Below are 12,577 nucleotides of genomic sequence, written 5' to 3'. Positions count from 1 at the left end.
CTTGCCGGAAACGTGTCTGGCATTCGTCGGGTCGGATACCTAGATCAGGGTCATTCCCGAAAATTGCTAATAGCGGCGGTTTAATCGTCCCAATCGCTTCCTGCGGGTGGAATTATGCAATATCACCCCACTATGCAACGCCAGTACAAAACAGCTAGAAGCAGCGGATGACCCAGAATTCCCGGATAGAAGAAACGCTCGCCGAACTGAACCAGCCAAACCTCTGGTCCGGTATCAACGCCTATCGTTCCGATCCGCTGATCGTCGACCTCACCTCCGGCCTGTCGCGCAATCTGAGGGACGAGTACGACCAGCTCGGCCGCTATGTCACGTCGCATGAGGCGCAGGAACTGGCGCGCATGGCCAATCAGGGCGTGCCGCAGCTGCATACACACGGTCCGCGCGGCGAGCGTCTGGATCAGGTGGAATTCCACCCCGCCTGGCACGCGCTGATGCGCCGTTCCATGTCGTCCGGCCTGCATTCCAGCGTCTGGGAAAATTCTCCCGATACGCGCGGCAATGAGCACAAGGCCCGCGCCACGAAATTCTATCTGACCTCGCAGCTGGAGGCGGGGCATCTCTGCCCGCTGACCATGACCAGCGCTTCCGTCGCCGCCATCATGGCCTCGCCGCGCGTGCAGAAGGAATGGGCGCCGAAGATACTCTCGCGCAAATATGACAGCTCGCAGAAGCCGGCCCTGCAGAAAACCGCCGTCACCATTGGCATGGGCATGACGGAAAAGCAGGGCGGCACGGATGTGCGCGCCAACCGCACCACGGCGGAGCGGGTGGGCGAGGGAATCTATCGCCTGTCCGGTCACAAATGGTTCCTTTCTGCGCCGATGAGCGACGGTTTCGTCATGCTCGCCCAGATGGGCGACGGCATGGGCTGCTTCCTCGTGCCGCGTTATCTCGAAGACGGTTCGAAGAACGGCCTGCATTTCCAGCGCCTGAAGGACAAGCTCGGCAACCGCTCCAACGCCTCCGCCGAAGTCGAATTCACCGATGCCTTCGGTTATCTGCTGGGCGATCCCGGCAGTGGTATTCGCACCATTCTCGACATGGTGACGCTGACGCGGCTCGACTGCGCGCTCGCATCGGCCGGCATGATGCGCGCCTCGCTTGCCGAAGCCGTGCACTATGCCCGGGGCCGTTCAGTGTTCGGAAAAATGCTGGTCAGCCAACCGATCATGACCCGCGTTCTTGCCGACATGGCGTTGGATGTGGCGGCTGCGACTGCGCTCTCCTTCCGGCTGGCAACGGCCTTTGACGCCGCCCGGAACAATCCGGCAGAAGCCGCTTATGCACGGGTCATGACTCCCATCGTCAAATATTGGTGCTGCAAGATCGCGCCGGCGCTCATCTATGAGGCCATGGAGTGCCTTGGCGGCAATGGTTACGTGGAAGAGCGGCCGATTGCCCGCCACTACCGCGAAGCGCCCGTCAACGCCATCTGGGAAGGTTCCGGCAACGTCATGGCGCTGGATGTGCTGCGGGTTCTCCAGCGCGGCAAGGACCTGTTCGATCTCGTCTTCCAGACGCTGGAGCGCGATCTCGGAGCGGCCGGCAAAAAGACCACCGACGTGCTGCGCGCCGCGATCGCCCTTGCCGAGCGTGACGAGGGTGCGGCCCGCCTGCTGGTGGAGCAGTTTGCACTCGCGGCGGCTGCCGCCGAGCTTTGCCGCCTTGGCGCCGGCAAGATCGCCGATGCCTTCCTCGAGACCCGCCTGGCTGGCGGCTGGCGGCACACTTACGGCATGCTCGATTCCCGCTTCGATCCGAATTATATAATCGATCTTCTTTATCCGCCTGCATCTTGACCGATGCATGCGGATGAAGGTTTTGCAGTCCCGGCGGGAGGGGTCTCGGATTTGAAAAATAGCAATGGCGTGAGGCGTGTTCTTATCTGTCATGATGTCCTCGCGCGTCGATGCGCGGCAAGGGAAGGCGGCTGCCAATGCTGACCTTCCGTTCCGCCCGCGCCGAGGATGAAGACGCGCTCTACGCCATAAGCCTCGCCACCGGCGATGCCGGGCAGGACGCCGCCGCCCTTTACCAGGATGGCCGCATGGTCGGGCATATCTACTCCGTGCCCTATCTGCATCTCTGGCCCGATGCCGTTTTCGTGGCGGAGGATGAGGACGGTGTGTGCGGTTATATCGTCGGCGCACTCGATACGGCGGTGCACGAAGAGCGGCTGGAGCGGGAATGGTGGCCGCATCTGCGCAGCCTTTACCCCGATCCCGGCGGCGACCAGCGGACATGGGACGCCGACCAGCGTCGCGCCCAGTTCATCCACCATCCGCGCCGCACGCCCGCCTGGCTCACCGATCCGTTTCCGGCGCATATCCACATGAACCTCCTGCCGCGTACACAGGGCAAGGGCGGCGGCACCCGGCTTCTGTCGCGCTGGCTCGATATGGCTAGACAGAACAACGTCTACGGCATCCACCTCGGCGCCAGCGAACGCAACCATGCGGGCATGCGCTTCTGGGAAACCCGCGGGTTCAAACGCCTCGAAAGCCACGAAACGCCGGGTAGTGTCTGGTTTGGGATGGCGCTGGAGTGAGATTGGCAGATTATGCCAATCGATGGTATGGATAGGCATAAATGAAGTCCGGTGGAGTCTCCGATGCCAACGCGTAACGTCGTCCTGACACAGCATCACGAAGAGATTATAGACGAGCTCGTCAAATCCGGCCGCTATCAAAACGCCAGTGAAGTGCTACGTGAAGGCTTGCGGTTAATTGAGAGGCGGGAGCGCCTCGAGGCAGCCAGAGTGGAGGCCTTGAAGGTAGCGGCGCAACAGGGATTCGCCGACCTCGACCAGGGACGTTATACTGATGTTTCGGATGATGACCTTGACGATTTTATTTCCGCTTTTGGGCGCGAGGCTGAAGTGCAGCTCGGCAAGTCCGACGACGGATGACGACATATCGTCTGTCCGCCGCCGCACAATCGGACATCATCGAAATCCTCGGATGGACCCACGCGACATTTGGAGTTGCAGCGAGAAAACGCTACGAAAAGTTGCTAGCAACTGCGTTGCGTGATGTTGCTCGCGATCCCCTGCGTGCCGGCACGACTATTCGCGCTGAACTTGGTGATGACGTGCGCAGTTATCACCTTCGTTATAGTCGTGAGCGGGCAAAAAGCGAAACAGGTCTCGTTAAAACCCCGAGACATTTTTTACTTTATCGTGCACTACGACCCGGTTTGGTGGGCGTCGGTCGCGTTCTTCATGATTCGATGGAAATCGAACGTCATCTTCCGGCCGACTATGGTGATACTTCCTAAGAATGTCTGGAGGCGTCCCTGTCCTGTGCCGAAAACGGTATGGCGGACTCGTCATCCACAGGAACCTTCTCACCATCCATCCCGCCACGTTGTTCTTCCGTACACGCTTTGTTAACCCGTTGAGAGAGGCCTTTCAGAAAACGGGTAGGGAATCATGCTGGCGACCGCAGAGGCGATTTCAGCCGACAGACCGGAAAAGCGCATCAAGGATCGCGCTCAGACCGAGAAGGCGATTTTTAATGCGGCACGGTCGCTGCTTGCCGAAGAGGGGTTTCAAGGCTTCGGCATCAACGCCGTTGCCCGCCGCGCCGGCTGCGACAAGCAGCTCATCTATCGGTATTTCGGCGGCCTTGATGGTCTGATCGAGGCGATCGGCGAGGATCTCGGTTCCTGGGTGAAAGATCGCATTCCCGAAGACACTGGCGGCATGTTTCTGCTGACCTATGGCGATCTCATGGAAAAGCTGGCGCTTTATTTCATGGATGCGCTGCGCAGCGATCCTCTCGTTTGCAAGATCATAGCCTGGGAAGTGTCTGACGGGTCACCGCAGGTGCGTCAACTGGCCGAAGCCCGCGCCAAGTCGCTGGGCAAATGGCTGGAGCGCATGCGAGGCTCGCTCGCTGCGCCGAAGGGTGTGGATACCGCCGCCGTCAATGCTGTCCTGTTCGCCGCAATTCAGCACCTCGTCATTTCTGCTGCCACCAGCGGTCAGTTCGCTGGCGTGCCGCTCAAATCAGACCGGGACTGGGACAAGATCACCACCGCCGTCAAAAGACTGGTGCGCGGCGTTTACGGCTGACACGCGTTGCCGGAGCTGCTGGGAACAGCCGAGGCAAGCCCGAAATTAACGAAAAATCAGCCATGTTTTCACCGGGCGCGCAACCGCCCGGTGCTTCCGTCCGTTCACAGGAACACATTCTTTTCCACAACTCGCCCGACCGCCATTAACCATAATACCAGCTTTCATTTGCCTCGCCCTGGCTGCCGGTCCAGTGTGGATTAACGAAATGTTAACCATGCGCAATGACTGCGCATAAGGGAGCCGCAAGTGAGCCGCTGGACAGCTTTAGGCGTCATGATGACGTTTTTTGTGATGCTGCCGTTGGATATCGACGCGCCGGCGCTGAACCTCTGCCTGATGGCTGCGGTGCGCTGGGCGGTGCTTGCCGGCTTTCCCGATACGATGTTTATACGGGGGCAGGCGGCATGAAGTGGTTTCTTATCCTATGGGCCGGTCCCGTCGCATTGCTGGGCAGCTGGTACTGGCTCTCCTATTACGACATGAGCTTCGGCTTCTACATGCTGACGCGTCAGACCCATGATCTCGTCTTCGAGATTTACGGCAATATTCTCGGTCTTCCGCCGGAAAGCCTGCCGCCGCTGGTGGCGCGCGCCATCGCGGTCGACAGCCTGATCGTTTTTGCAATTCTCGCATTTCGCAAAAGAAAGCAGATTGCTGCCTGGTGGCAGGCCCGTCAGTCCGCCGGGCGGGTGAGTGCGTAAAGCCTGTCCAGCGCACCCTGAAGAATGAAGCTCGCCGCCGCCGAATCGATGCGTTCGGCGCGTTTGGCACGAGAGACATCCATTTCCAGCAATGCGCGTTCTGCGGCGACGGTTGAAAGCCGCTCATCCCAATAAATGAAGGGCAGGTCGGTTTTTTCTCCCATAGTGCGCACGAAGGCGCGCGTGGCCTGCACGCGTGGCCCTGCGGAACCGTCCATGTTCATGGGAAGGCCTATGACGAAAGCCGCTACTTTTTCCTTTTCCGCAAAAGCCAGAAGCATCTGCGCATCCTGCGTGAATTTCACCCTCTTGATCACCGGACGCGGCGTCGCGAAACGCCGCGACAGATCAGACATGGCAAGCCCTATTGTCTTCGTACCGAGGTCTAGGCCGGCAATAGCCTGGCCGGGCTGAAGCACCTGCGCCAGTTCCTCAATGGTGAGTGTCGCCATGTCTCGCGCTGTCCTTACCGCTTCCGGACGAATTCGGTGCGCAGCACCAGACCCTTGACCGCATCATGCCTGCAATCGATCTCTTCGGGATTGTCGGTCAGGCGGATCGACTTGATGACGGTGCCCTGCTTGATGACGGTGCTGGTGCCCTTGACCTTCAAATCCTTGATCAGGGTGACGGAATCGCCATCTTCAAGCACATTGCCCGCCGCATCGCGTACTTCATTCGCACGCGCCGCTTCTGCAGCCAGTTCCGAAGCCGGCCGCCATTCGCCTGTGGCTTCGTCATACACATAATCGTCATTGTCAGCGGACATTGTCGCCTCTCTTAATTATCGGTAGTGCGGTTGTTCAGGCCGTCCTATGTCATACTATACCGGCAATACAAAGGAGAACTTCCCATGAAAATCACCTGGCTCGGCCATTCCGCCTTCCGCCTTGAAAACGGCAGCGCGAAGATCCTCATCGATCCGTTCTTCACCGGCAATCCCGGTTTTGCCGGGCAGGATGGAAAGTCGGCAGCCGAAGGCATCACCCATATTCTCCTGACCCACGGCCATGGCGACCATGTCGGCGATACCGTGCAGCTTGCCCGCGAAACGGGCGCGACCGTGCTGGCCAATGCCGATCTTGCCGCCTGGCTGTCCGCAAAGGGCGTCGCCAAGGTCGATATGGGCAATACCGGCGGCACGGTCCATTTCGACGGCTTTTCCGTCACCTTCACCAATGCACTGCATTCCTCCGCCCAGATCACCGAAGATGGCGTCTCCCATTCGCTGGGCAATGCCAATGGCCTGATGCTGCATTTCGAGGACGGCCCGGCCGTCTACCACATGGGTGATACCGACATCTTCTCCGACATGAAACTGATCAACGAACTGCACCAGCCGGATATCGGCCTCGTGCCGATCGGTGACCGCTTCACCATGGGCGGTGCTGTGGCGGCGCTCGCCTGCCAGCGCTTCTTCAATTTCGGCAATGTCATTCCCTGCCACTACGGTTCCTTCCCGATCATCGACCAGACGCCGGAAAAGTTCGTGGCCGGCATGGAAGGGGCGCAAGCGCGTGTCCAAACGCCGAAGGCCGGCGATACGCTGTCCTTCTGAAGCTGCGTGAGAGCATGTCGTTGCCGCAAAACCGCTCTGCAGTTCGACACGACATGCTTTCTACCGTTGCGAAGGACGGACATGGTGATTATAGCGGGTAGGAAAATTCCTACCGGAGTAAAACCATGTCCGTCGATCTCGCCACCGTAAAGCGCGTTGCGCGCCTTGCCCGTATCGCTGTCACCGAAGATGAAGCGCAGAATATGCTCGGCCAGTTGAACGGCATACTCGGTTTCGTGGAGCAGCTTTCGGAAGTGAATGTCGACGGCGTCGAGCCGATGACGTCAGTCACCCCGGTGGAGATGAAAAAGCGCGCCGACGTGGTGACCGACGGCAACAAGGCGGAAGACATTGTCGCCAATGCGCCTGCGACCGACCGGGACTTCTTTATGGTCCCGAAAGTGGTCGAATAACCCGACCGCCGTTTGCCGCCTGATTTTTCCGAGATTTTCGAAAGCCGTTGCCGACCATGACCGACCTGACGAGCCTGACCATTGCCGAAGCCCGCGCAAAGCTGAAAGGCAAAGAATTCTCCGCCCTAGAGCTGACCGACGCCTATCTCTCCGCCATCGATGCGGCCAACGGCGCGCTGAACGCCTATGTGGCAACGACGCCGGAAAAGGCGCGCGACATGGCAAAGGCCTCTGATGGCCGTATCGCCTCCGGTGCCGCGGGCGAGCTGGAAGGCGTTCCGCTCGGCGTGAAGGACCTTTTTGCCACGCGCGACATTCACACGCAGGCCTGCTCGCACATCCTCGACGGCTTCAAGCCGAAGTATGAATCCACCGTCACCCAGAACCTCTGGGATCAGGGCGCCGTCATGCTCGGCAAGCTCAACATGGACGAATTCGCCATGGGCTCGTCGAACGAAAGTTCCTGGTACGGCCCCGCCATCAACCCCTGGCGCGCCAATGGCTCCGAGCAGAAGCTGGTGCCCGGCGGCTCTTCTGGCGGTTCCGCCGCAGCCGTGGCCGCGCATCTGTGCGCCGGCGCAACCGCAACCGACACCGGCGGCTCCATTCGCCAGCCGGCGGCCTTTACCGGCACCGTCGGCATCAAGCCAACCTATGGCCGCTGCTCGCGTTTCGGTATCGTCGCTTACGCCTCCTCGCTCGATCAGGCCGGCCCGATCGCCCGTGACGTGCGTGATGCCGCGATCCTATTGAAGACCATGGCGAGCGTGGATGCGAAAGACACCACCTCCGTCGATCTACCGGTGCCGGACTACGAAAAGGCCATCGGCCAGTCGCTAAAGGGCCTGAAGATCGGTATCCCCAGGGAATACCGCGTTGACGGCATGCCGGACGAAATCGAAAAGCTCTGGGCCAAGGGTGTCGAATGGCTGCGTGATGCCGGTGCCGAGGTGGTCGATATCTCGCTGCCGCACACCAAATACGCGCTTCCCGCCTATTACATCGTCGCACCGGCGGAAGCCTCGTCCAACCTTGCCCGTTATGACGGCGTCCGCTACGGCCTGCGCGTCGATGGCAAGGACATTGCCGACATGTACGAAAAAAGCCGTGCTGCCGGTTTCGGCAAGGAAGTGCAGCGCCGCATCATGGTCGGCACCTATGTGCTGTCGGCCGGTTATTACGACGCCTATTACCTGAAGGCGCAGAAGGTCCGCACGCTCATTAAGCGCGACTTCGAAAACGTCTTCCATGAGGGCGTTGACGCGATCCTAGCGCCCATCACCCCATCTTCTGCTTTCGCAGTGGGTGACGAGGAACTCGCCTCCGATCCGGTGAAGATGTACCTGCAGGACGTTTTCACCATCACCGTCAACATGGCCGGCCTTCCGGGCCTCTCGGTGCCTGCCGGTCTCGACGGCAAGGGCCTGCCGCTCGGCCTGCAACTCATCGGCAAGCCTTTCGAGGAAGAGACATTGTTCAAGACGGCCCATGCCATCGAGCAGGCTGCCGGCAAGTTTATCCCCGCCAAGTGGTGGTGAATCCATCCACCAAGTTTTGTACAAGAACGGGCGGCATCAAGTGCCGCCCGTTTTGTTTTCAGCGATTGTCCAACTCACCGCGCACGAGCTCCAGCCCGCGCGTGGTGATGCGGTAGGGCTTGCCGCCGGAAGAGGCGATCGCTCTCTTCCGTTTCAGCTTGCGGAAGGTGAGGAGATCGAGGCCGCTGAAAATCCAGCCCTCGCGCGTGAAGAGCGAGATTTTTTCGATTTTACGGGCATCGTCTCGAACGAGTTCAATTCTGCCGCCCTGGGCGAGCAGGTGAAGAATGCGCTGTTCGGCGCGGGAAATGTCCATTTTTCGGAAGTCCGGTCGGCGTCACATGGACGCGTGAAAGCAAACCCGGGTGCCGTTAAGGCGGCCGGCTCGGTTTCATCTGGCCCGGCGCGCAAGAAACTTGCGGGCAGGGCCTTTACCGGGACTCCGATTGAGCGAACATAAAAACTCCGTTCTTGCTTCTTTTGGATAGCGGGCAAGTCCAGCAGGGTCAAGCCGGTGGCTTGCCCAGCAAAAGCACGCTGGCCGAATCACACTCGCAATGGTTTAATTTTTACGGCCAAGGAGGGCGCGGTTTGATCGTCATTCGCAATGCGCATGAGCGGGAAGCGGAAGTCCTTGCGGCCATCGGCATCAGGGCATGGCGGCAGGCAACTGCGGCTCTTGGCATAACACCCACGCTTTACGACAATGCGGCGAGCGCCTTTTCCAATTTCACCCGCTCATCATGGCTTGCCATCCGCGTCGCGGAACTTGGAGGCTCGGTTGCAGGGTGGGCCGCGCGGGAGCATTTTGACGAGGTTATTTCCGACTTCTGGGTCGATCCCGATTTTCAACGGAGGGGCGTCGGCAGCCGTCTGCTTGCAGATATTGAAAGACTGATAGAGGACAAGGGCTTCGAGACCATCCGGCTTGAGACACATGCCCAGAACGAACCGGCAGTCGCCTTTTTCCGCCACCATGGCTATAGCGTGCGCTGGCTTTCCGTTTCTTATGCGCCGAAGCTGGACCGCGAGGTGCAATCGGTGGGGCTGCAAAAACAGTTGGCCGAGATCGAGAGTGGCCTTTACGGACCCGGGTTCTGAAACAGCGTTTTCAGCGCAACCGCCAACCGCACCGGCCAGTCCGGCATGATGGCGAGCGATGCGAAAAGGCCACTCTGCAATATCACGATGGACAGCAGGATACTGCGGAACGGCTCCTTGCGTGTTTTGTGCCGCAACAGATGTTGGGCCGACACGGCCCCCAGGCTGCCGCCGACGAGAGCAAGCAGGAGCAGCGTGCTTTCCCGGATACGCCATCCGCCCTGTCTTGCGGCTTCCTTGTCCCACCAATAGACAAGGAAAACGTAGAGATTGAAGCCGATATAGGCGATGAGGCAGAAGGTCATCGTGTCCATAGCGTGATTTGAAACCGGCAAGCGTAAAAAAGGCGTGTCCGGCATTGGCGAAAATCGTAGGCCAGTGGCGAGAGGGCGCAACATGTCTTGCGCCCGCGCTGCATTTGTTCTACCCACCAAGGCCAAAGAACCCGTATATCGTGAGCTTCAGATGACCCTTGTAGACGTGCGCACCCCCGACCCGAAACGCTTCATTCCCGGCGCCACCGGCGATTGGGAAATCGTGATCGGCATGGAGGTGCATGCGCAGGTTCTCTCCAATTCCAAGCTGTTCTCCGGTGCCTCCACCACCTTCGGCAATGCGCCGAACTCCAACGTGTCGCTGGTCGATGCCGCCATGCCCGGCATGCTGCCCGTCATCAACGAGGAGTGCGTCAAGCAGGCGGTACGTACCGGTCTCGGCCTGAAGGCAAAGATCAACAACCGTTCGATCTTCGACCGCAAGAATTACTTCTATCCGGATTTGCCGCAGGGCTACCAGATTTCGCAGTTCAAGGACCCGATCGTCGGTGAAGGCACCATCACCATTTCGCTCGGTCCAGACCGTCAGGGCAATTTCGAGGACATCGAGATCGGCATCGAGCGCCTGCATCTGGAGCAGGACGCTGGCAAGTCGATGCACGACCAGCACCCGACCATGTCCTTCGTGGACCTCAACCGTTCGGGCGTGGCGCTGATGGAAATCGTCTCCAAGCCGGACATGCGCTCGTCGGATGAGGCGAAGGCCTATCTCACCAAGCTGCGCTCCATCGTGCGTTATCTCGGCACCTGCGACGGCAACATGGATGAAGGCTCCATGCGCGCCGACGTCAACGTCTCCGTGCGCCGTCCGGGCGAAGGTTTCGGTACGCGCTGCGAAATCAAGAACGTCAACTCCATCCGCTTCGTCGGTCAGGCCATTGAATATGAGGCGCGTCGCCAGATCGCCATTCTGGAAGATGGCGGCGTGATCGATCAGGAAACCCGCCTGTTCGATCCCGGCAAGGGCGAGACGCGGTCCATGCGCTCCAAGGAAGACGCGCATGATTATCGCTATTTCCCGGACCCTGATCTGCTGCCGCTTGAATTCGACGATGCTTTCGTTGAGGCGCTGAAGGTCGATCTGCCGGAGCTTCCTGACGACAAAAAGGCACGTTTCGTGGCCGATCTCGGCCTGTCGGTCTATGACGCCTCGATCCTCGTTTCGGAAAAGGCAATTGCCGATTATTACGAGGCGGTTGCTGCCGGTCGCGATGCGAAGGCCGCTGCCAACTGGGTCATCAACGATCTGCTCGGTGCACTGAACAAATCGGGCAAGGATATCGAGACGACCCCGGTTTCGCCAGAACAGCTCGGCGGTATCATCGATCTCATCAAGGCCGAGACCATTTCTGGCAAGATCGCCAAGGACCTGTTCGAGATCGTCTGGAACGAGGGCGGCAATCCGGCTGAGATCGTCGAAGCCCGCGGCATGAAGCAGGTGACCGATACCGGCGCCATCGAAAAGGCCGTCGATGAAATCATCGCCGCTAACCCGGACCAGGTCGAGAAGGTCAAGGCGAAGCCAACGCTCGCCGGCTGGTTCGTCGGTCAGGTCATGAAGGCGACGGGCGGCAAGGCCAACCCGCAGGCGGTGCAGGCGCTGGTCAAGGCCAAGCTTGGCATTGAGGACGAATAGGAACTGCGGGCCGGAGTGGCCCTCAGAAAAGGTGGAGAGAGACTGTAGACCTCTCCGTCGTCATCCTCGGGCTTGTCCCGAGGATCTAACGACCCACAAGATCAAACGTTATTGGATCCTCGGGACAAGCCCGAGGATTACGTCGAGATTGGGGGCTGACATATCTTGCTGCCGGGATCAACGCCCGGCTTTTTCTATTCTGAGACGGAGCCAAATCATGTTTTTCATCCGCACGGCAGGTCTGCGAGATATCGAGCCCCTACGCACGTTGCTGGCCACGACATGGCACGCCACCTATGACGCGATCTACGGCGCGGACAAGGTGAACGAGCTGATTGCCGCATGGCATTCGCCGCAGGCCATGAAGGACCGGGTCGAGAAAAAGGGCGGCGAGTTTCTGGTGGCTGATGACGGCAAGCGGATCGGCGGCATGGCCTATGGCTCGATGTCCACCAAAATGGCGAAGACCGCCCTGCTGCACCAGCTTTACGTGGCGCCCGATCTTCAGCGGCAGGGTGTCGGCCGCGACCTCTTCGCGGAGCTTGAAACCTGCTTTCCGGATGCGGAAATCATGCGGCTGGAAGTCGAACCTAAAAATACTGTCGCAATCGCCTTTTATGAAGGCGTCGGATTTGTCGAGGTGGACCGAATCGAGCGCATGGCTGGCATCGAGGGGCTGCCCGGCATCGTTATGGAAAAGAGCCTGACCCGATGAATGCGACCTTGGAAAATCTTGTAATTCGAACGGCGAGCGAAAACGATGTGCCGGCGCTTGCCGCCATATTTGCCGCCGACGAGATCGGGGGCCACGGCGATACGGCAGACGAATCGGCGCAGCCCGATTATCTCGCCGCCTTCCGGGCCATCAAGGCGTCGCCGAGCGAAACGCTTTATGTCGCTGAACTGGATGGCGAGGTGGTCGGCACCTTCCAGACGGCGATCCTCACCAAGCTCGTCGGGCGAGGGGCGAAGTCCATGGTGATCGAGGCAGTGCAGACGCGGACCGATATGCGCGGTCGCGGCATCGGTGCGGTAATGATCAATTTTTGCCTGGAAGAAGCCCGCCGTCAGGGTCTGAAAGCCGCGCAGCTCACCTCCAACATGGCCCGGCTAGACGCGCATCGCTTTTACGAGCGGCTCGGTTTCGAGAAGCGGCATCTGGGCTTCAGGATGAAGCTGAAATAGCGCGGATATAT

At 59.6% G+C, this 12,577-nt stretch carries 18 protein-coding genes; 14 read left to right on the top strand and 4 right to left on the bottom strand.

The annotated features are described in order from the left end of the window. The first annotated feature begins 167 nt into the window (after positions 1–167). The 7 genes from O9X91_RS13870 (at position 168) to O9X91_RS13840 (ending at position 4,800) form a co-directional block, all read left to right on the top strand. On the top strand, positions 168–1,820 hold the full coding sequence (locus tag O9X91_RS13870) for an acyl-CoA dehydrogenase family protein (protein ID WP_269833229.1): 1,653 nt from the start codon (positions 168–170) through the stop codon (positions 1,818–1,820). A gap of 137 nt (positions 1,821–1,957) precedes the next feature. Beyond that, entirely contained in the window at positions 1,958–2,569 is a 612-nt protein-coding gene (locus O9X91_RS13865; protein WP_077982951.1) for a GNAT family N-acetyltransferase, read from the top strand. Positions 2,570–2,632: 63 nt separating this feature from the next. Then, positions 2,633–2,929, top strand: coding sequence for a type II toxin-antitoxin system ParD family antitoxin (locus tag O9X91_RS13860; protein WP_137410213.1), 297 nt, complete (start codon positions 2,633–2,635; stop codon positions 2,927–2,929). Beyond that, on the top strand, positions 2,926–3,297 hold the full coding sequence (locus tag O9X91_RS13855; protein ID WP_142912134.1) for a type II toxin-antitoxin system RelE/ParE family toxin: 372 nt from the start codon (positions 2,926–2,928) through the stop codon (positions 3,295–3,297). Before O9X91_RS13860 ends, O9X91_RS13855 begins: the two co-directional genes overlap by 4 nt. Before the next feature lie 154 nt (positions 3,298–3,451). Then, positions 3,452–4,096 carry a TetR/AcrR family transcriptional regulator gene (locus O9X91_RS13850; RefSeq protein ID WP_020012359.1) on the top strand — a complete coding sequence of 215 codons (645 nt, stop codon included), beginning with the start codon at positions 3,452–3,454 and terminating at the stop codon, positions 4,094–4,096. 276 nt (positions 4,097–4,372) lie between these two features. After that, positions 4,373–4,507: a hypothetical protein gene (locus tag O9X91_RS13845; protein WP_269834315.1), complete on the top strand. Its 135-nt coding sequence runs from the start codon at positions 4,373–4,375 to the stop codon at positions 4,505–4,507. Next, positions 4,504–4,800 (top strand): DUF6105 family protein, encoded by a 297-nt coding sequence (locus O9X91_RS13840; protein WP_142912135.1) that lies wholly within the window; start codon positions 4,504–4,506, stop codon positions 4,798–4,800. Before O9X91_RS13845 ends, O9X91_RS13840 begins: the two co-directional genes overlap by 4 nt. On the opposite strand, the gene ruvX is transcribed toward O9X91_RS13840, so the two are convergent. Then, on the bottom strand, positions 4,773–5,252 hold the full coding sequence (ruvX, locus tag O9X91_RS13835) for a Holliday junction resolvase RuvX (protein ID WP_142912136.1): 480 nt from the start codon (positions 5,250–5,252) through the stop codon (positions 4,773–4,775). The genes O9X91_RS13840 and ruvX overlap by 28 nt on opposite strands. A gap of 14 nt (positions 5,253–5,266) precedes the next feature. After that, positions 5,267–5,569, bottom strand: coding sequence for an alkylphosphonate utilization protein (locus O9X91_RS13830; RefSeq protein ID WP_142912137.1), 303 nt, complete (start codon positions 5,567–5,569; stop codon positions 5,267–5,269). A gap of 84 nt (positions 5,570–5,653) precedes the next feature. Here O9X91_RS13830 and O9X91_RS13825 point away from each other — a divergent pair, with 84 nt between their 5' ends. The 3 genes from O9X91_RS13825 (at position 5,654) to gatA (ending at position 8,309) form a co-directional block, all read left to right on the top strand. Then, a complete protein-coding gene (locus O9X91_RS13825) occupies positions 5,654–6,358 on the top strand; it encodes a metal-dependent hydrolase (RefSeq protein WP_142912138.1) in 705 nt (234 codons plus the stop codon). 125 nt (positions 6,359–6,483) lie between these two features. Further along, positions 6,484–6,771: an Asp-tRNA(Asn)/Glu-tRNA(Gln) amidotransferase subunit GatC gene (gene gatC / locus O9X91_RS13820; RefSeq protein ID WP_077982421.1), complete on the top strand. Its 288-nt coding sequence runs from the start codon at positions 6,484–6,486 to the stop codon at positions 6,769–6,771. Between the two features lie 56 nt (positions 6,772–6,827). Beyond that, positions 6,828–8,309, top strand: coding sequence for an Asp-tRNA(Asn)/Glu-tRNA(Gln) amidotransferase subunit GatA (gene gatA / locus O9X91_RS13815; protein WP_269833230.1), 1,482 nt, complete (start codon positions 6,828–6,830; stop codon positions 8,307–8,309). 58 nt (positions 8,310–8,367) lie between these two features. Here gatA and O9X91_RS13810 read toward each other — a convergent pair whose 3' ends face one another. Next, positions 8,368–8,625: a YjhX family toxin gene (locus O9X91_RS13810; RefSeq protein ID WP_142912140.1), complete on the bottom strand. Its 258-nt coding sequence runs from the start codon at positions 8,623–8,625 to the stop codon at positions 8,368–8,370. Positions 8,626–8,900: 275 nt separating this feature from the next. On the opposite strand from O9X91_RS13810, the gene O9X91_RS13805 reads away from it, so the two are divergent. After that, positions 8,901–9,410 carry a GNAT family N-acetyltransferase gene (locus O9X91_RS13805; protein ID WP_269833231.1) on the top strand — a complete coding sequence of 170 codons (510 nt, stop codon included), beginning with the start codon at positions 8,901–8,903 and terminating at the stop codon, positions 9,408–9,410. Here the strand turns inward: O9X91_RS13805 and O9X91_RS13800 are convergent. Beyond that, a complete protein-coding gene (locus O9X91_RS13800; RefSeq protein WP_269833232.1) occupies positions 9,392–9,724 on the bottom strand; it encodes a DUF1294 domain-containing protein in 333 nt (110 codons plus the stop codon). The two genes, O9X91_RS13805 and O9X91_RS13800, sit on opposite strands and share 19 nt — an antisense overlap. A 151-nt stretch (positions 9,725–9,875) precedes the next feature. Here O9X91_RS13800 and gatB point away from each other — a divergent pair, with 151 nt between their 5' ends. The 3 genes from gatB (at position 9,876) to O9X91_RS13785 (ending at position 12,566) form a co-directional block, all read left to right on the top strand. Beyond that, positions 9,876–11,381, top strand: coding sequence for an Asp-tRNA(Asn)/Glu-tRNA(Gln) amidotransferase subunit GatB (gatB, locus tag O9X91_RS13795; RefSeq protein ID WP_077982416.1), 1,506 nt, complete (start codon positions 9,876–9,878; stop codon positions 11,379–11,381). A gap of 217 nt (positions 11,382–11,598) precedes the next feature. Then, positions 11,599–12,096 (top strand): GNAT family N-acetyltransferase, encoded by a 498-nt coding sequence (locus O9X91_RS13790; RefSeq protein WP_142912144.1) that lies wholly within the window; start codon positions 11,599–11,601, stop codon positions 12,094–12,096. Then, on the top strand, positions 12,093–12,566 hold the full coding sequence (locus O9X91_RS13785) for a GNAT family N-acetyltransferase (RefSeq protein ID WP_269833233.1): 474 nt from the start codon (positions 12,093–12,095) through the stop codon (positions 12,564–12,566). The genes O9X91_RS13790 and O9X91_RS13785 overlap by 4 nt, the downstream gene beginning before the upstream one ends. Positions 12,567–12,577 lie beyond the last annotated feature (11 nt).

This window comes from Agrobacterium salinitolerans, assembly GCF_027498475.1.
GTDB classification, from domain to species: domain Bacteria; phylum Pseudomonadota; class Alphaproteobacteria; order Rhizobiales; family Rhizobiaceae; genus Agrobacterium; species Agrobacterium salinitolerans.
Note: the sequence above shows the minus strand (reverse complement) of the source record. Positions and strands in the feature narration are given on the sequence as shown.